Annotated in this window: 16 protein-coding genes; 12 read left to right on the forward strand and 4 right to left on the reverse strand. The window is 33.5% G+C overall.

Annotation, left to right across the window (positions count from 1 at the left end; all coding sequences use genetic code 11):
- The first annotated feature begins 11 nt into the window (after nucleotides 1-11).
- The 3 genes from IPZ78_RS16065 to IPZ78_RS16075 all read left to right on the forward strand — a co-directional run bounded on the left by IPZ78_RS16065 (nucleotide 12) and on the right by IPZ78_RS16075 (nucleotide 3,216).
- A complete protein-coding gene (locus tag IPZ78_RS16065) occupies nucleotides 12-785 on the forward strand; it encodes a succinate dehydrogenase/fumarate reductase iron-sulfur subunit (RefSeq protein WP_225555005.1) in 774 nt (257 codons plus the stop codon).
- A gap of 119 nt (nucleotides 786-904) precedes the next feature.
- Nucleotides 905-2,911 carry a tetratricopeptide repeat-containing sensor histidine kinase gene (locus tag IPZ78_RS16070; RefSeq protein ID WP_225555006.1) on the forward strand — a complete coding sequence of 669 codons (2,007 nt, stop codon included), beginning with the start codon at nucleotides 905-907 and terminating at the stop codon, nucleotides 2,909-2,911.
- A 44-nt stretch (nucleotides 2,912-2,955) separates the two neighbouring features.
- Nucleotides 2,956-3,216 (forward strand): hypothetical protein, encoded by a 261-nt coding sequence (locus IPZ78_RS16075; RefSeq protein WP_225555007.1) that lies wholly within the window; start codon nucleotides 2,956-2,958, stop codon nucleotides 3,214-3,216.
- A 299-nt stretch (nucleotides 3,217-3,515) separates the two neighbouring features.
- On the opposite strand, the gene IPZ78_RS16080 is transcribed toward IPZ78_RS16075, so the two are convergent.
- On the reverse strand, nucleotides 3,516-4,499 hold the full coding sequence (locus tag IPZ78_RS16080) for a hypothetical protein (protein ID WP_225555008.1): 984 nt from the start codon (nucleotides 4,497-4,499) through the stop codon (nucleotides 3,516-3,518).
- Between the two features lie 398 nt (nucleotides 4,500-4,897).
- Between IPZ78_RS16080 and IPZ78_RS16085 the strand changes: the two genes are divergently transcribed.
- The 6 genes from IPZ78_RS16085 to IPZ78_RS16110 all read left to right on the forward strand — a co-directional run bounded on the left by IPZ78_RS16085 (nucleotide 4,898) and on the right by IPZ78_RS16110 (nucleotide 9,129).
- Nucleotides 4,898-5,404: a GbsR/MarR family transcriptional regulator gene (locus IPZ78_RS16085; protein ID WP_225555009.1), complete on the forward strand. Its 507-nt coding sequence runs from the start codon at nucleotides 4,898-4,900 to the stop codon at nucleotides 5,402-5,404.
- 3 nt (nucleotides 5,405-5,407) lie between these two features.
- Nucleotides 5,408-5,773 (forward strand): hypothetical protein, encoded by a 366-nt coding sequence (locus tag IPZ78_RS16090; RefSeq protein ID WP_225555010.1) that lies wholly within the window; start codon nucleotides 5,408-5,410, stop codon nucleotides 5,771-5,773.
- Nucleotides 5,774-5,778: 5 nt separating this feature from the next.
- On the forward strand, nucleotides 5,779-6,153 hold the full coding sequence (locus IPZ78_RS16095; protein WP_225555011.1) for a hypothetical protein: 375 nt from the start codon (nucleotides 5,779-5,781) through the stop codon (nucleotides 6,151-6,153).
- 20 nt (nucleotides 6,154-6,173) lie between these two features.
- On the forward strand, nucleotides 6,174-7,061 hold the full coding sequence (locus IPZ78_RS16100; protein WP_225555012.1) for a TIGR01777 family oxidoreductase: 888 nt from the start codon (nucleotides 6,174-6,176) through the stop codon (nucleotides 7,059-7,061).
- A 160-nt stretch (nucleotides 7,062-7,221) separates the two neighbouring features.
- Entirely contained in the window at nucleotides 7,222-8,487 is a 1,266-nt protein-coding gene (gene dctA, locus IPZ78_RS16105) for a C4-dicarboxylate transporter DctA (protein ID WP_225555013.1), read from the forward strand.
- A 33-nt stretch (nucleotides 8,488-8,520) separates the two neighbouring features.
- The gene (locus tag IPZ78_RS16110) at nucleotides 8,521-9,129 is read left to right on the forward strand and encodes a lysoplasmalogenase (protein ID WP_225555014.1); all 609 of its coding nucleotides are present in this window, start codon (nucleotides 8,521-8,523) and stop codon (nucleotides 9,127-9,129) included.
- Between the two features lie 22 nt (nucleotides 9,130-9,151).
- Here IPZ78_RS16110 and IPZ78_RS16115 read toward each other — a convergent pair whose 3' ends face one another.
- The 3 genes from IPZ78_RS16115 to IPZ78_RS16125 are packed head-to-tail and all read right to left on the reverse strand — an operon-like array spanning nucleotide 9,152 to nucleotide 13,153.
- Nucleotides 9,152-11,263, reverse strand: coding sequence for a type IA DNA topoisomerase (locus tag IPZ78_RS16115; protein WP_225555015.1), 2,112 nt, complete (start codon nucleotides 11,261-11,263; stop codon nucleotides 9,152-9,154).
- Between the two features lie 28 nt (nucleotides 11,264-11,291).
- A complete protein-coding gene (locus IPZ78_RS16120) occupies nucleotides 11,292-12,626 on the reverse strand; it encodes a deoxyguanosinetriphosphate triphosphohydrolase (protein WP_225555016.1) in 1,335 nt (444 codons plus the stop codon).
- Nucleotides 12,627-12,682: 56 nt separating this feature from the next.
- Entirely contained in the window at nucleotides 12,683-13,153 is a 471-nt protein-coding gene (locus IPZ78_RS16125) for a hypothetical protein (protein ID WP_225555017.1), read from the reverse strand.
- Nucleotides 13,154-13,240: 87 nt separating this feature from the next.
- Between IPZ78_RS16125 and IPZ78_RS16130 the strand changes: the two genes are divergently transcribed.
- The 3 genes from IPZ78_RS16130 (at nucleotide 13,241) to IPZ78_RS16140 (ending at nucleotide 17,598) form a co-directional block, all read left to right on the forward strand.
- The gene (locus IPZ78_RS16130) at nucleotides 13,241-14,302 is read left to right on the forward strand and encodes an aldose epimerase family protein (protein ID WP_225555018.1); all 1,062 of its coding nucleotides are present in this window, start codon (nucleotides 13,241-13,243) and stop codon (nucleotides 14,300-14,302) included.
- Between the two features lie 176 nt (nucleotides 14,303-14,478).
- A complete protein-coding gene (locus tag IPZ78_RS16135) occupies nucleotides 14,479-15,942 on the forward strand; it encodes a TlpA disulfide reductase family protein (RefSeq protein WP_225555019.1) in 1,464 nt (487 codons plus the stop codon).
- 204 nt (nucleotides 15,943-16,146) lie between these two features.
- The gene (locus IPZ78_RS16140; protein ID WP_225555020.1) at nucleotides 16,147-17,598 is read left to right on the forward strand and encodes a TlpA disulfide reductase family protein; all 1,452 of its coding nucleotides are present in this window, start codon (nucleotides 16,147-16,149) and stop codon (nucleotides 17,596-17,598) included.
- Nucleotides 17,599-17,740 lie beyond the last annotated feature (142 nt).

Below are 17,740 nucleotides of genomic sequence, written 5' to 3' on the forward strand. Positions count from 1 at the left end.
CATATATAGATATGAGTAATCACATGAATTTAACGCTTAAAGTTTGGCGTCAAAAAAATGATAAATCAACAGGTCAATTCGTGACTATTCAAGCTAAAGACATCGCTGATGATATGTCTTTCTTAGAAATGCTTGACATCGTTAACGATGATTTGACTCGTAAGGGTGAAGACCCTATATATTTCGATCACGATTGTCGTGAAGGTATCTGTGGCATGTGTTCATTGGTGATCAATGGTCGTCCACATGGTCCTAACCAAGGAACTACAACTTGTCAATTACATATGCGTTCTTTTCACGATGGACAAACTATCGTAATCGAGCCTTGGAGAGCAGCTGCATTCCCGGTATTGAAAGATTTAGCTGTAGATCGTACTGCATTTGATCGTATTCAACAAGCAGGTGGTTATGTAAATGTAAACACTGGCGGGGTGCCTGATGCTAATGCAATTGCCATCCCTAAAGTAATCGCTGACGAAGCTTTCGAATCAGCTACATGTATCGGATGTGGAGCTTGTGTAGCTGCATGTAAAAATGCTTCAGCTATGTTGTTCGTATCAGCTAAAGTATCTCAATTTGCATTATTACCTCAAGGTCAAACTGAACGTTACGAGCGTGCTCAGGCAATGTTTGATCAAATGGATGCAGAAGGTTTCGGTAACTGTACAAACACAGGAGCTTGTGAAGCTGAATGTCCAGTAGGTATCAAATTGACAAATATCTCAAGATTAAATAGAGAATATTTAGGCGCTAAAGTTATCTCACAAAGAGACATACACGCTTAATACTTATCCTCTCACAAAAAAGGCTCATCAATTGATGAGCCTTTTTTGTTTTACATTATGGTAAGAATGAATAATTAAAGATAAATTTTTATATTTGATTACTACATTTACCAAACCACATGCTACCAAATCAATTAGTTAAACTATTTTTAGTTTATCTTTCTTTAGTATTATCAAATTCAAGCTCATATGCCCAAAATATCAACGTGGACAGCTTACTCAAATTAGTAAGCACGAATAATCCTGACTCCACTAATGGTCGTATTTATTATGATTTAGCGAGAAATACATATGCCAGTGATACAAAAAATGCGTTATTATGGGCAAAACAAGGTGTTCAATATTTTGAAAACACAGAATCACATCAATTATTGACGCGTTGTATGAATTTAGAAGCGGTATGCTTATTCATACTTGACAAACATGAGGAAAGTATAAAGTTACATTACAAAATTCTAAAAATTCGTGAAGAAAAAAAAGACACACTTGGTATAGCTGAAACCCTCCTCAATATTGGTAATAATTATTATAGAGGCCAAGATCTCGAGCAAGCCGTAAAATTCTACCATAAAAGCCGAGAATACGCGTTAAAAAGTAATAATGTCAAACTCTTAGCAGGTCTTAATAATAATCTCGGAAATTATTACAAAGACAAATTCAGCGAAAATAAAAAGATAAAAGACAAGAATTTAGCAATTAAGCATCTTAAGGAAGCGATACTTTATAAGGAAAAGCTTAAAACAGACCGAACCTTAGAAAAAACATATACCATCCTAGCATATGTTTATTTTGAATCTAAAGATTATAAAACTGCCCAACTCTATGCTACAAAGGCAGAACAATATGCGTTAACACATAAGAACGGTGAAGGTGTGGGAAGCAGTAAACTACTACTAGCAAAAATTGCCGTCATAAATAAGGAGCATGAATTAGCACAATCAATATTGGATGGTCTTTATGTTTTTTTAGGTCAAAATAAAGCGTTTCATATATTAAATATGCATGATGACGAAATAATCGTATTGAGAAATATGATCAGAAACCTCCGCTCCAATACGTCTTCTACATTAGATTCTCTAAATGAAAACAATTACAATAAACTACTCTTATCGAGACAAAAAGTTCGTGAAGAATTAAATATCCAGTATGAGACCGAAAAAAAGGACTTGGAAAATGCCAACTTAACTTTAAAAAATAAAATAACTCAAGACAACTTACATAAAACTAGGGTAATTACTACTATTTCGATTTTATTTGCCTTAGTATTACTTTTTTTAGTAATTAAGTTGCGCAACAAAAATATTGCCCTTTCAAAATCAGAACAAGAAATTAGAAAGCAAGCAAATTTAGTTCACCAGCAAAACCAACTACTGAAACAATCAGAATCCTTCAAAACGAAGTTATTTTCAATTATTTCACATGATTTAAAATCTCCAATCAATTCATTGAAGATAATTGTTGATATGTCTGTAGAACAGAAATTATCAAACAGTGATTATTCCTATTTAATGGATAACTTAAAAAAAGAATTACATGTAACTTCCAATCTACTAAATGATCTATTATTTTGGTCAAAATCTCAAATGAAGTCCAATTCGATTAAGTGGTCTCATTTCAATTTATATACTACAATCCAAAAAACGGAGAATACTTTATCTTCGTCAATTAAATTAAAACAATTACAAATTAAAAATCTTATACCCAATGATTTCGAAATTTATGGGGACGAAATGCGTTTCGAATTCATCGTTAGAAATATCCTACACAATGCGATTAAATATAGTGAATTCTACAAACAGATTGAAGTTGGAATAAAGAACAAAGGCTCGGAGATTGATTTCTATATCAGGGATAATGGAGTAGGTATGTCACATGAACAAGTAAAAAAGATGTTTAACCATGACAGAAGCCGTATAAGCTCAAGGGGGACGCTTGATGAACAGGGTGCAGGAATCGGATTATTGTTATGTCATGATTTTGTAGAGAGTTTAGGTTGGACTTTACAAGTAGAATCCACTATAGGTCAAGGTACTATTTTTCACATTTGTATTCCTATGGAAAAACATAAGGAATTCCTATCAGATGATTCAGACATCAAACAAGACTCATATCTACAGCTACATTAAAAATCTATCCTAAGATCTATTAACGATATTGTATCTTTGTAGTTATGAATATTGATAAAGCGCTACTGGTAAATATTGTATTATTAATTCACATGGCCTTAACAGGCATCATGCTATTTCGATTGTTCAAATTAAAAAATGCTACAGGTGGTCAGCTTGTTTTGACCTTTTTAGGGTTAATGATACCGGTTATTGGTCCTTCAGCATTAATAGTATATTATAATAATTTTGCAAAAAAGTCAGACAATAACAAACCAAAAGTTACGAATACTTCTACTAAAAGTCACAATAGAGGTAAGAAATAGATGGAATTTGAAAGAGCAATATACTGGGGTAAAATTGCTTTGATATTTACTCTTTTCAACAGCCTACTAACTGGAGCTTTAGCTCTAAATACAGTGAAGGATTAGTTGCCTTCAGATATAGTAGGTTACATACTGATAATTAGCTGTTTCAGCATACCATTAGGATTAATTTCAGCAATAATAAGTGTAAGATTATATAACACAACATTAGCTGCCATATTAATATTTATTAATGCATCCTTGCTAATAATACCTATAATCTTTCTATATATTATCTGCACCGATTTTTGTGTGATTTGCTAACTTTTCGCTAAACCAATATCAGTTCGAAAATCTCCATTTTCATCTAATATAAAAGACATAGGTTTCTCCGGATTTTGAATGATTTCAAACAATAAAAATCCCCAGGGTTTCCAAAAACTTTCCAATACCTGACCGTAGGTCTTCACTACCCAATTGTCGAAAATTGGCTTGAGTGTCCAATCATTCAAAGGCATAGGTTCAACGAAAACTTTGTGAGGTGTTTCCATATAGGTGTATTCTGGAAGACGGTTGAATAGATAAGCTGAATAAAAAAAACGTGCACATATCTCTTCAAACTGAACAGGGTGTAACTTCTTCCCCTCTACTTTTGCCAAAATTTCATCATGATAGATCGCATTGGTACCATTATCTTGAAGTGTCGCAATAATTGCAAAGTCTTTCATTCGCAATGAAAAAATCAAGGTATTGATTTCATCACGATACAAAAATGTATCTTCTGCATTATCTACCTCGAAAACCTGAACAGTAAAAGGATTTTTATTTTCAAATTCCATCGGAACAGCAATAGATTGCAGCATACCATGGAGATTACGAAATTTGTGTACTAGAGCTTGTGAAAAATTCATTGGTTCTCCAGATAACACTGCCTGACGCATACCTGCTTGAATTTCGTTGAATACAACACCATATAAAATCTTAGCTACCCAATGAAATAATGTTTCTTGCGGAAGATCTTTAACCGCGGCAAAACCATTTTCCATAGCTCGTTCTACTACAGATTCTACTTGCTCAAATGCAATAGCACTAGAAGATGAACATGGTAACTGTAATTGTTTATAAGGAACGAAACTCTCATCCAGTAATTTGAATGGCTTATCTTCCAAATCAAATGTACGCATCATCCAAACAGGGAATACTTGAATGCTCACATCAGCTGATGCTAACTTCTCTCCTGTCAAAAAACACGTACTGCTATCAAATTTGAAATCTAAAAACGGATTGTAAAGTCTTGTTGTCATATCGAGAGCAAAGGTAATATAATTCAATCGTTAATAAATCCTTAGTTTCCCTTATTACGATGAGTTGACCAAAATTAATTTATTTTATTTTCAATATTTATTGAAAGTTTAGAAAATATAATTATATTTGAATAACAAATTAGATAGACAATGAGAAAAGAAACAATCGGAATGCTATTTCACATCATATCGATCATTTGTGGAATTTGGTTTTTACTCACAGGATGGATTTGGGTGTATGGAGTTGCTGCATTTATTTCTTACCCCATAAGTTTTATAGGTCTACTTTTCTGGGGGTTGGGATGTAAATTTAGAAGTGCAAATACTCAATCAATACCTATACTTTACTTTGTCGGTTTAGTCATTTCATTATTAAGCATACTTTTTTATAAATAAACATGAAACTAGAAGAAGCAAAACAACAATTTATAGACACCTGGGGTGCATTAGGCACGGAATGGGGAATCAATAAATCCGTAGCGCAAGTACATGCATTACTCCTATCCAGTAGCAATCCCATTTCGACAGATGAAATCATGGAAATGTTAGTTATCTCACGCGGAAATGCAAATATGAGTATCCGACAACTGATAGACTATGGTATTGTCTACAAAAAGCATATAGCCGGGGATCGTAAAGAATATTTTGTCGCGGAGAAAGAGGTTTTAAAATGGGCGATGAAAATTGCCATTATGCGCAAGAAAAAGGAATTAGATCCTGTAATGGATATTCTGAAAGAAATAACTGTTGCGACGGAGAAAGAAACGACAGATGATGGTAAAGAGTTTCACAATACGGTAAAGGAAATTCAGGAACTGACCGATCAATTGGAAAAAATCGCCAATAAGGTATTTGCATCAAATCGAGCTGATTTATTAATTAAGTTATTCAAATTTATTATTTAGACTATGAATTTTAATATCCTTTCGTACGCATTGTTTTCACTCATCACGATTTACATTATCATTTGGGTGGGAAGGCTATTTCATCGTAACGGAAGAATATTTATCCTTTCATTTTTTCAAAATAAAGAAGAACTGACAGATACAACTAACAATCTTTTGCTAACTGGCTATTATTTATTCAATATGGGCTATGCTATTATCCAGTTTAGCTATTGGAAGAGAATTGAATCTGTATCCGATATGCTGTCTAGTACCTTAGAAAAGACAGGTATTCTAGTACTTATACTTGCATTTCTTCATTACAATAACATGTTGATTATTTACATAACATCGAATTATAATAAAAATAAACTCACAACTAAAAACTAATTATCATGGAAAATTTAACCGTAATAGGGTATAGTATTTATTTGCCTATAGCTATTGGTCTGACCTACTATGTAGCGTATATTTTATTCAAAAATAGTTTAGTTTATATGAACGATATCTTTCATGGGCGTCCTGATGTCGCGGTCGCTACTAATAATTTATTCAGAATAGGATTCTACCTGCTAAATATTGGATTTGCATTATACATATTAGAAATGTACCTCGATCAAGCGAAAGTTCAAGACTTGATAGAACAATTGAGTTACAAAATCGGTGGATTTAGCATTTATTTAGGTATTATGCTTTTCTTAAACATGTTTTTATTCTTCAGAGGTAAAAGAATCGCTAAACAACGTAGAAGCACCCCAATAGCTCACTAAATTTTAAATACTCAGTCGTCATGAAAAAAGTCATATTAGCAGGTGGTACAGGTTTTGTAGGCAAGTATCTAAAGAAAGAATATGAAAATCTAGGATATGAAGTAAAAGTGATAGCTCGCAATCATGGTGATTTGAACTGGCTGGATATTGCTAAAATCACTGGAGAATTGGAAAATTCAACTTTACTGATAAATCTTGCTGGGAAAACAGTCAATTGTCGTTACAACGAAAAAAATAAAGCGGAAATATTCTCTTCTCGTACAGAAACAACTGAAATTTTAGGTGAAGCAATTAAGGGTTGTAAATATCCTCCTGAACTGTGGATTAATTCCAGTACCGCAACAATTTATAGAGATGCACGCGATAGACCAATGACTGAAGAAGATGGGGATATTGGTACTGGATTTTCAGTAGAGGTGGCAAAGAAATGGGAACAGACATTCCATCAATTCGAATTTCTTGCAACACGTCAAGTTGCACTGCGGATGGCGATAGTGTTAGGAAAAAACGGCGGTGTAATAGAACCATTTGACAATCTAGTCAAATTTGGATTAGGAGGTCAGCAAGGAGATGGTGAACAAATGTTTAGTTGGATTCATATTGAAGATCTATTTCAAATTATCCGATTTATCGAATCAAACAAACACTTAAACGGCGTAATCAATTGTTCATCACCCAATCCTATTAATAATAGGGCTTTTATGGAGACATTCAGAAACGTTAAAAATATTCCCTTTGGCTTACCCGCTCCATCATTACTATTAAAAATTGGCGCAGTAATCATCGGGACAGAAACAGAACTTTTGTTGAAAAGTCGATGGGTATTACCAGAAAGATTAATACAACATGGTTTTGAGTTTAAATTCCCTACCATTAAAAAAGCGTTGACGGATATTTTGCAAAAATAAAGTCTCTTCGAGAAGATCTAATTAATAGCGTAAACTTAATTGTCTACGCTATTTTTTTTTAAGCATCTAAAAAACAATTATATCCTTGATATTTTAAAAATTAAGTTATTTTAGGGTCTAAATTTAGGATAACATAAACCTATAAAACCAAATTATTTTAATGAAACGACTTTTTAAAACACTTTACTTTCAAGTAATTATTGCTATTCTAATTGGTATTGCATTGGGGCATTTTTATCCTGATATGGGTGTCGCATTGAAACCATTTGGAGATGGTTTTATCAAGCTTATCAAAATGATCATTGCACCATTGATATTCTGTAGTATCGTACTTGGGATCTCGGGTATGCAAGATGTCAAAAAAGTAGGGACAATTGGTCTTCGCTCTATGATTTATTTCCAAATAACTACTTTTGTTGGAATGTTTATAGCCCTCGTGGTTATCAATCTAGCACAACCTGGTGCGGGTATGAATATTAATATCAATCACTTAGATACTAGTCAAGTAGGAACATTTATCGAAGGAGGAAAAAAACAAGAAGGAATAATTGAATTCTTACTTGATATTATTCCAAATAACATTATTGGCTCGCTAGCAGAAGGAAATATACTTCAAGTATTATTTTTTGCGATCCTATTAGGATTTGCATTTGCCAAAATGGGAGAAAAAGCAGAACCTGTAAAAGTAGTTTTGCAATCATTCTTAGACGGTATATTCCTTGTGATCAAAATGATTATGAAAGTAGCTCCATTAGGAGCTATGGGAGCAATTGGTTTTACGGTAGGTAGATATGGTCTTGATATCCTTAAATCACTTGGCATGATGATGCTATGGTTCTATGTCGCTTGTTTGATTTATATCTTCGTATTTATCGGTTTGGTACTTTACCGCAACAAGATTAGTCTTTGGAAATTTCTAGTTTATATCAGAGAAGAACTTCTAATCGTATTAGGCACCTCATCTTCAGAATCGGTACTTCCAGCAATAATGGAAAAGTTAGAAAGAGCGGGATGTAATAAATCGGTTGTAAGACTAGTAATCCCAACAGGTTATTCCTTTAATTTGGATGGGACAGCTATATATTTGACAATGGCATCTGTATTTTTAGCACAAGCTATTAATCAACCAATGGGATTAAGTGAGCAATTGTTCTTGTTATTTGTATTGACCATTACCTCTAATGGAGCAGCAGGTGTAACAGGATCTGGTTTTATTATTTTAGCAGCTACTCTTCCTGTAGTGGGGCATATTCCAGTAGAATCTATTGCTATCGTGTTTGGTATTGATCGCTTTATGAGTGAAGCCAGAGCGTTGACTAATATTATTGGTAATGCTACAGCTGGATTAGTAATTGCAAAATGGGAAAATGAATTGGACATGGAACAGCTGAATAAGGTATTGGATAAGAAAGAAATAGCAAATTAAAGTGAATTTAGATCAATTTTTCGTCCCGAGATTATGTTTACACGAGTTCTACTAATCCTTTTGGTAATTGTTTTTGTGTTAGATCAATGTATTATTGGTTTACAAGTAGGTCACCAATTGCGGTTCGGCACCAAAACATTGTTAGTTCCAATTTTGATTGCATATTATGCTTTTAGTACGAATAAAATAAACAAACTATTTCTAGCTGGCTTAGTGATGAGCTTTTTTGGTGATTTGTTTTTAATGTTTAAAGGCGGATTTATAGCAGGATTAAGTAGCTTTTTACTAGCACATATTTTCTATATACTTACCTTTAAACAATTTTTCCAACACAAAAATTTAGCTTTAATTCCACTCATTTTGATTTTTGTAGGCAGCTTAATTGGATTTTTGTATCCTCATTTAGGAGGGATGAAAATTCCAGTTATCCTATATGCACTCACCATAGGATTGATGTTGTATATTGCCTTAGGGACAAAACAAACATGGCTAATTGTTGGTGCTATCTTATTCGTTTTATCCGACTCAATTTTGGCAATCAATCTATTTTATAAACAGTCTTTACTTGGAGGAATGAGCGTGATGCTGACTTATGTCATTGCGCAATATTGTTTGGTGGTAGGGATGGTTAAGAGAGGTTGAAATTTAAATTTCAACCTCTTTTTTACCCCACATTCACTTTAAAATCTTGAAAAACCAAAGACGCATTCACAGTTTGTCCTTCTTTGGTTTTAACACCTTTGAGTTCTGAAGTTTTACCCTTTTCTAAGAGATTTTTCATTTCTTTCTCTTCGAGGAAAACGCCATTTAATGTACGCCAGATTTTAAAATCACAACCTCTTGCATAATGATCACACTGTGCAACTTTATCATAAAGATGGATATTGCCCGGCTCACACTTAGGACATTTGATCTTACCTTTTTGTTGAGGTTTGATTTCCTCTTGAGGAATAGACATTCTCAATTGTAGTAGCTCTTTAGTGATCTTTGCCGTGTAGTCCTTAATATGCTTCATAAAGACATCATAAGATACTTTATTAGCACGCATTTCTTCCAATTTTTGTTCCCATTTACCTGTCAGCGTCACTTTCGCAATAGAACGATCTTTAACTAAATTGTATAAAGCCAAACCTTTTTCCGTGGGTATCAGTTTCTTTTTGTCACGCTTAATATAATCACGTTGGAATAACGTTTCAATAGTCGCTGCACGCGTCGCTGGAGTTCCCAAACCACAGTCTTTCATCGCCTGACGCATTTCCTCATCTTCGATTTCCTTACCCGAAGTTTCCATTGCTTTCAGCAAAGAAGCTTCTGTATGAATAGGCTTCGCTTTGGTAAAACGTTCAGAAAGTTCTAAAGAAAGAATCTCTAATAATTCTTCTGCTGTCAACTTAGGCAACTGCCCATTTTCGTTGTCTTGATCGTCTGTATTTTTGTCTTCATCAGGCATTTCAACTTGATCTGCAGACAATCTCCAACCATACTGACGAATGACAGTTCCTTTGGCTATCAATTCTACTCCTGCCGCATCAATCGTCACGGTAGTAATATCTTTCAAACAGACTTCCGAAAAGCTCTCTACCATACGTTTCGCAATCATATTGTAGATATTTTGCTGCTCTTTGAGCATTGGGCCTGGCTTTTCATCCGTCACCAATAATGCATGGTGATCCGTTACTTTTTTCTCATCGACAGAACGCTTATTGAGCTTTGCTCCTATCAGATTACGAGATATGGCGGCGATGCTTTCCTCCGCAGTATCCGCTAAATGTTGGAATAAAGATTCTATCTGTTCGAAAACATCTTCGCCAATGTATCGTGAACCTGTACGTGGATAGGTAATGACTTTCTTTTCATACAAGCTTTGCGCAATACTCAACGTTTGATCCGCCGAATAGCCGTATTTCTTATTAGCATCTTGCTGCAAAGAAGTTAAATCAAACAGTAAAGGAGGTTGTTCTTTAGTCTCCTTCGCTTCGACATTTATAATTTTTGCTTCAGATCCAACCGTCAGCTTTGCAAAAGTTTCTTGAGCTAGATCCTTTTTATCAATTTTTTCTGAAGTCGCTTTGAACGAAATATTATCTTTCTCAAAGCCTGCTTGAATCTTATAGAATGTTAATGGTTTGAAATCCTTATTTTCCAAATAGCGTGAGCAAATCATCGCCAAGGTAGGTGTCTGCACACGTCCCAAAGACAATAATCCTTTATTTCCTGCCGCCAATGTGATAGCTTGTGTCGCATTGATACCGATCAACCAATCCGATTCCGAGCGAGAACGCGCCGATTGATACAAACTATCATATTCGATACCTTCTTTGAGATTCGCAAATCCTTCTTTGATGGCTTTATCGGTTTGTGAAGAAATCCACAAACGCTTGAAAGGTACTTTTGAACCTAAATAATAATAGATATTACGAAAAATCAACTCCCCCTCTCGCCCAGCATCCGTTGCCACAATGATTTCTTCCGCTTTCTCCAATAAATTTTTAATGATGTTGACTTGCTTTAACGCACCATAATCATCAATTTGCTTTCCGTCTTTACGAACCTTTTTTACTTCCAATCCAAATTTGGCTGGAATAATAGGAAGATTACTTACAGACCAAGTATTATAGCCATACGCCTGAGGCGTACACAATTGTACCAAATGCCCAAAAGCATAGGTGAACGCATAGCCATTTCCTTCAATATATCCATCTTTCACATCCTTCGCACCCATCACACGCGCCAAATCTCGTGCAACCGAAGGCTTTTCTGCTATTACTACTTTCATATTCTCGGAAACAATCCTTTCTCTATCACTATAACGTTGCTATTTCAATTCCTTTAATCTTGCGATACAATTGCAATGCATATAAATCAGTCATACTTGAGACAAAATCTAATACATCACGTATTCTATCATATACATCTTCACTACCACTGTGAAACTGTTCTGGCATTAACGCCTTTAATTTTTTGTGTAGGTTATTTGGCTTATCCGAAAGATAAGCTGGAACAAACTCTTCCAAAATCCCCTCCATCACCTTATAACCTGCTACTTCAATCTCTACGACTGAAGAGGCGTTATATATCTGTTTGTACGAAATTTCCTGGATTATCTTCATCGCAGTACGTAAATCTGAATCTAAAGCATCAATAAGACTCTTGTCAAATGTTCCAGCCAATATTGCTTCTTGTTCATCAAAAAAAACTTTTGAAGTCGCACCAATCAACGTATTTATAGCTTTGGCACGCATTAAACTTATACGGCTTTCTTCATCATTCAACTGCGCTAATCTTGCTTTCAGTTTAGTGTCTTGACAAAGTGGCAAAAGTAAATCTTCAACTTCCGCATAACTCAATATACCGAGACGATGTGCATCCTCCAAATCAATAATATTGTAACAAATATCATCAGCAGCCTCCACCAAAAAAACCAAAGGATGACGCTTGTAAACATCTTCCTCATCTTTTGACATGCCCAATTCGTTCACAATCTTTAAAAATGATTCTTTATCTGATTGAAAAAAACCATACTTCTTACGATGCAATGTTTTTTTATCACTACCTTTTAGTGCACTACAAGGGTATTTAATAATAGCAGCTAATGAACTATATGTCAAAGCAAAACCACTTTTATCTTTACCGTTAAAATTATTAGTCAGAATACGTAAAGCATTTGCATTACCCTCAAAAGAAACCAAATCAGCCCACTGATCATCTGTCAATTTCGACTTAAATTCCAAACCCTTTCCTGTAAAATATGCAGAAATAGCGGACTCCCCAGAATGTCCAAATGCTGGATTACCCAAATCATGGGCTAAACATGCCGTCGCAATAATGGTATCTATTTCCTGTAACAATGGAAAATCTTGATCGACAAGTGGATTGATTTTTTTATAGGAATTATAAAATATCCTGCCCAATGAACGACCTACGGATGCTACCTCTAAGCTATGTGTTAATCTGTTGTGGACAAACACCGCACCCGGCAAAGGAAACACCTGAGTCTTATTCTGTAATCGACGAAATGGTGATGAAAAAATCAAACGGTCATAATCGCGTTGAAATTCGGATCTCGCATCAAATTGTTCATACGCCATACGGTCTTCATAACCCCACCGTTTAGCAGATATAAGTTGTTTCCAGTTCATTAAAATATTGGATTTTTCAAGACAAATATAAGATTTATGTCTTAGATCAGGAGGTTTTACTTGGTATTTGGTTTAATAAATCCTAGTATCAAATTAACCAAACCTATAGGTTGTATAAGTAACAGTAGCCAAAATAAAGATCGATACAAGTCTGTTCTGTCCATAACATTGTGATAATCACTTTTTATCTCTTCTACTGAATTATAGGTTTGAGATTCAACCGCCTCTTGTAACGAAAATGAATTATTATCCCAAAAAATTAGAACAATTGCTAATAGCAAATAAGAAATAACATGAAGATAAATCAATCCCTCACTATATAAATTTTTAGCAAAAAAATGATAAAATACCCAAAGACCAATGCCTATTGCTGAAACTAAATAAAACAACCATTTAGCTTCTATAAGGTTTGTTTCCCACCCTGCATTAAGTTCAAAATGATGTGTCTCATTCACACAAACAAATGTGTAAATAAACAGCAAAAGCGCAATTACAGTAAAGGAAAGATAAAGGACTCTCTTCTCCATATAGTATAAATATAGTATAAATATTCCTTTTCTTCAGCTTGTCATCCTTTTTTATTAATTTTAGAAAAAAGAATAAACCCAAGCCCTATGAGCACAAGCTATAAGATACCAGAAGTAGAGAATTTTGAGGGAAATCTAAACGGCAAAAACACGCACCTTTTTATGCTAAAAAATAGAGCAGGTATGCAAATCGCATTAACTGACTATGGCGCAAGACTTGTTAGTGCTTTAGTTCCTGACAAGGACGGCAATTTAATAGATGTTGTATTAGGTTTTGATAGTATAGATGGGTATCTAAATGCACAAGAAAAGTATCATGGTGCTACAATTGGAAGATTTGCAAATCGTATTGGCAACGGTACATTCATATTGGATGGACAAGAATATAAACTACCGCAAAATAATGGAACAAACTGTCTTCATGGTGGTCCTGAAGGTTATCATACGAAAGTATGGGACCGTCAAGTCAGTTTTCGTAAAAAAGTAACATTTTATTATGTATCTCCACACAATGAAGCCGGGTATCCAGGAGAGGTTAATGTCTCAGTAACCTACGAACTAACCGATAATAACGAAATTTTAATAAATTTTAGAGCATCATCAGATAGACGAGCTATCATCAATTTAACTAATCATGCCTATTTCAATCTTAATGGAGAAGGAAATGGTGATATCTTAAATCATTTCATCCAAATAAACTCTAATGAATTTATTGCTATAAATGAAAATCAACTCCCTACTGGACAGATTGAATCTGTCATAGACTCTTCTTTCGATTTCAGAGAACAAACAAGGGTTGCTGAAAGAATTGGACAAGAAAACACACAGTTGAAATACGCGAATGGGTTTGACCATAGTTACATCAATAAAAATGCTTTGAGTCAAGTTGCGGCTTCTGCATATAGTCCAGAGTCTGGAGTAGAGTTAGAATTATACACAGACTATCCTACTGTACATTTATATACGGGCAATTATTTATCTGATGATACTGGTAAAACTGGCAAAAAGTATTTAAGAAATGGTGGATTTTGTTTTGAAGCTCAACATCATCTTAATAATCCCAACCAGCCTTCATTTCCTTGTTTCGTAGTTGACCCGAATAAAGAATACAACTTTAATATGATTTATAAATTTCGTATTCGTAAATAAATAATTCAGGTTAACTGAAAATATTTTGAATTTTTTACAGAAAACAATCAATATATCAATAAATCTAAACGAATTAATAGCTTAATAGATCAAGATTTAAAGAAGAAATATGGTAGTGTAAAATTTCGTATTAACTTAAATGTATTACTATTAATTTTGTTTATACACAATTAATTATGAAAAAAACAATTTTATCACTTGCGATTTTAGGTGCCTGCATTTCATTCCAAACTGCAAACGCCCAACTGGCAAAAAAAAAGGGGATAACTCTTGAAGAAATTTCAAAAGAGCTAAACATCTTATCACAGAAAAGTGACGACAATTCGAAAAATCAAATGCTATTAGAAGCAAAAGCGTTGACAGAAAGTAAAAACGAAAGTTTTGCAATTTTTGGATCACGTATCTATACCTTTTTAGAGAAAAAAGATGAAGCTGAAAAAGTAGATAAAGCAATTTTAAAAAAATTTCCAAAAGGAATAAAAGCCAGAGGTCTAGCTTTTGAGAAAGTGTTCGAAGAAAAGAACGCTACAGCTTTAGTAGCTGAAAAAAACTATAACGAATTTTTGAAAAAGTTCCCTGCAGCTAAATTCGAAGAAAGAGAGCAAGCTTTATATGCTAATGCTGAAGCTAGATTAGCAGGATTATTCTTCAAAGAAAATAATTCTAGCAAAGCTCAAGAGTATGTAAACAAATTAAAAACTAGCAAATCATTTATTCAAAGCGGATATGGATTAATCGCTGAACTTGCTAAAAATAATGATTACACGAATTCACTTCCTTTATTAGAAGAGCTTATAGCAAAAGCAAAAGAGGATAAAAAAGTAGGTTCAACATATTTACCAGCATTTTATCCAACTTATGCTAAGGCATTATACGAAAACGGAAGATACGAAGAGTCTATCAAAATTTCTGAAGAGCAATTAAAAACAAACAGAAATGCCGCTGTTAATTCTTCAGTTAATTTAACTTTAGCAAACGCATACACTAAAGTTGGCAGAGACTTAGATGCATTCTTATTGTTAGATAAATTTATAAAAAACGGTAGAAATAAAGATGTTGAAGAAGCTATAAAACCCTTATTTGAAAAACTAAATGCTGGAAAATCCAATTTCTTAGCCTATACAGATAAATTAGATGCCGAAATCAAAGAAGTTACTGCTGTAAAATATAAAGCAGAAATGATCAAAAAAGAAGCCCCAAACTTCTCTCTAGTAAATATGGAGGGAAAAACTGTTTCTTTAGCTGATTTGAAAGGCAAAGTAGTTGTATTGGACTTTTGGGCAACCTGGTGTGGACCTTGTGTAATGTCATTTCCCGGTATGCAAGCTGCTGTAAATAAATACAAAGACGATAAAGACGTAGAATTCTTGTTTATCAATACATGGCAAAATGAGAAAAACTACGAAGAAATAGTTAAAAAATTCATTTCTGATAAGAATTATACATTCAATGTATTATTTGATGAGATGAAAGACAAAACTAAAGCTACAACTACAGCATATGGAGTACAAGGAATTCCTCACAAAGTTGTAATTGACAAAGAAGGATTTATTCGTTTTGAATCATCAGGTGGCAGTGCAGATGTTCAAAAAGTAGTGAACGAAATGGAAACAAAAATCGAACTAGCGCGCAAAGGCTAAAACAATAAAAGGGACAATATTAATTGTCCCTTTTTTAATACCTATATCATTTAAACTACAAATTTCACAAATAGACACATAAAACAAAAAAAATACTTTTTAAACAAGTGAATTAAATAATAATTTAAAAAAATATCTCGTTATATATAAATTATACTATAACCAATCTTTTATTAAGTAAATTTGACTTAATAAAGATAAATTATGAAAAAAACAATTTTAACATTTGCAATATTAGGTATATGTCTTACATTTCAGAATGTAAATGCCCAATTGGCAAAAAAAAAGGGAGTAACTCTCGAGGAGATATCTAAAGAAATAAATACACTTGCTAAAAAAGGTGATGATGCCTCAAAAGCTCAATTGCTAACAGAAGCAAAAGCGTTATCAGAAAGTAAAAATGAAACTTTTGTAAACTTTGGCTCTAGCATTTATAGCTTCTTACAAAAAACTGAAGAAGCAGAAAAAATTGATAAAACAATTTTAAAAAGATTCCCTAAAGGACTGAAAGCTAGAACTGAAGCCTACAAAAATGTATTCTCCGAAAGTAATAACACGGCTGTTAGCGCTGAAAAAGCTTATAACCAATTTTTGAAAAAATTTCCAGCTAGCAATTTTGACGAAAAAGACAGAACTCTTTATAGTTCTGCAGAAGCAAAACTAGCAGCATTGTATTTTAAAGAAAATAATACGAGCAAAGCTCAAGAATATGTAAATAAATTAAAAACTAGCAAATCATTTATCCAAAGAGGATATGGATTAACAGTTGAACTTGCCAAAAATAATGATTACAAAAATTCCCTCCCTATATTAGAAGAACTCATATCCAAAGCCAAAGAGGATCAAGCAATCGGTTCACAATATTTACCACTAGTTTATTCAAATTATGCCAAGGCTTTATACGAGACTGGAAGATATGATGAAGTAATCAAAATTTCTGAGAAATATTTAATACCAAATGAAATTACTACTATTAATTTGACTTTAGCAAATGCATACACTAAAGTTGGAAGAGATTTAGATGCGTTCTTATTATTAGATAAATTTATTAAAAGTGGTAGAAATAAAGATATAGAAGAAGCCATAAAACCTTTATTTGAAAAACTGAATGCTGGAAAATCTAATTTCTCAGCTTATACAGATAAATTAGATATCGAAATTAAAGAAGCTGCTTTAACGAAATACAAAGCAGAAATGATTAAAGAAAAGGCACCAGATTTTTCTTTGGTTAATATGGAAGGTAAAACTGTATCATTATCTGATTTGAAAGGTAAAGTAGTTGTTTTAGATTTTTGGGCAACATGGTGTGGTCCTTGCGTAGGTTCATTTCCTGGTATGCAAGCAGGTGTAGATAAATACAAAGGTGACAAAGAGGTAGAATTTCTATTTATCAACTGTTGGCAAAGTGAGAAAAATTACAAAGAAGTAGTTGAAAAATTCTTGAAAGATAAAAACTATAGATTCCATGTTTTATTCGATGAAATGAATGATAGAACTAAATCTATTACCACAGCATATGGCGTAGAAGGAATTCCTACAAAAGTATTTATTGATAAAGAAGGTTACATCAGATTTATTTCTTCTGGAGGTCAATATGACGTACAAAAACTAGTTGATGAGCTAGAAACTAAAATCGAACTAGCGCGTAAAGGATAAAAGCACGCTAATACTAGACACTGTCTTATAAAGTGTGTAAATAATAAAATGTGGAGTTCATAAATAATTGGATTCCACATTTTTATTTACATAACTTTATTATTATGATTGACAGAGAATCATTATTAAACGACAAAGAGTT

Source organism: Sphingobacterium bovistauri, from assembly GCF_020295405.1.
Classification (GTDB): Bacteria; Bacteroidota; Bacteroidia; order Sphingobacteriales; family Sphingobacteriaceae; genus Sphingobacterium; species Sphingobacterium bovistauri.

Bases quoted from the DNA above. Each gene is read 5' to 3' on its own strand.
- IPZ78_RS16065 (WP_225555005.1), top strand. From the start codon at position 12: ATGAGTAATCACATGAATTTAACGCTTAAAGTTTGGCGTCAAAAAAAT.
- IPZ78_RS16130 (WP_225555018.1), top strand. From the start codon at position 13,241: ATGAGCACAAGCTATAAGATACCAGAAGTAGAGAATTTTGAGGGAAAT.
- dctA (WP_225555013.1), top strand. From the start codon at position 7,222: ATGAAACGACTTTTTAAAACACTTTACTTTCAAGTAATTATTGCTATT.
- IPZ78_RS16095 (WP_225555011.1), top strand. From the start codon at position 5,779: ATGGAAAATTTAACCGTAATAGGGTATAGTATTTATTTGCCTATAGCT.
- IPZ78_RS16140 (WP_225555020.1), top strand. From the start codon at position 16,147: ATGAAAAAAACAATTTTAACATTTGCAATATTAGGTATATGTCTTACA.
- IPZ78_RS16085 (WP_225555009.1), top strand. From the start codon at position 4,898: ATGAAACTAGAAGAAGCAAAACAACAATTTATAGACACCTGGGGTGCA.
- IPZ78_RS16125 (WP_225555017.1), bottom strand. From the start codon at position 13,153: ATGGAGAAGAGAGTCCTTTATCTTTCCTTTACTGTAATTGCGCTTTTG.
- IPZ78_RS16135 (WP_225555019.1), top strand. From the start codon at position 14,479: ATGAAAAAAACAATTTTATCACTTGCGATTTTAGGTGCCTGCATTTCA.
- IPZ78_RS16120 (WP_225555016.1), bottom strand. From the start codon at position 12,626: ATGAACTGGAAACAACTTATATCTGCTAAACGGTGGGGTTATGAAGAC.
- IPZ78_RS16075 (WP_225555007.1), top strand. From the start codon at position 2,956: ATGAATATTGATAAAGCGCTACTGGTAAATATTGTATTATTAATTCAC.
- IPZ78_RS16080 (WP_225555008.1), bottom strand. From the start codon at position 4,499: ATGACAACAAGACTTTACAATCCGTTTTTAGATTTCAAATTTGATAGC.
- IPZ78_RS16090 (WP_225555010.1), top strand. From the start codon at position 5,408: ATGAATTTTAATATCCTTTCGTACGCATTGTTTTCACTCATCACGATT.
- IPZ78_RS16070 (WP_225555006.1), top strand. From the start codon at position 905: ATGCTACCAAATCAATTAGTTAAACTATTTTTAGTTTATCTTTCTTTA.
- IPZ78_RS16100 (WP_225555012.1), top strand. From the start codon at position 6,174: ATGAAAAAAGTCATATTAGCAGGTGGTACAGGTTTTGTAGGCAAGTAT.
- IPZ78_RS16115 (WP_225555015.1), bottom strand. From the start codon at position 11,263: ATGAAAGTAGTAATAGCAGAAAAGCCTTCGGTTGCACGAGATTTGGCG.
- IPZ78_RS16110 (WP_225555014.1), top strand. From the start codon at position 8,521: ATGTTTACACGAGTTCTACTAATCCTTTTGGTAATTGTTTTTGTGTTA.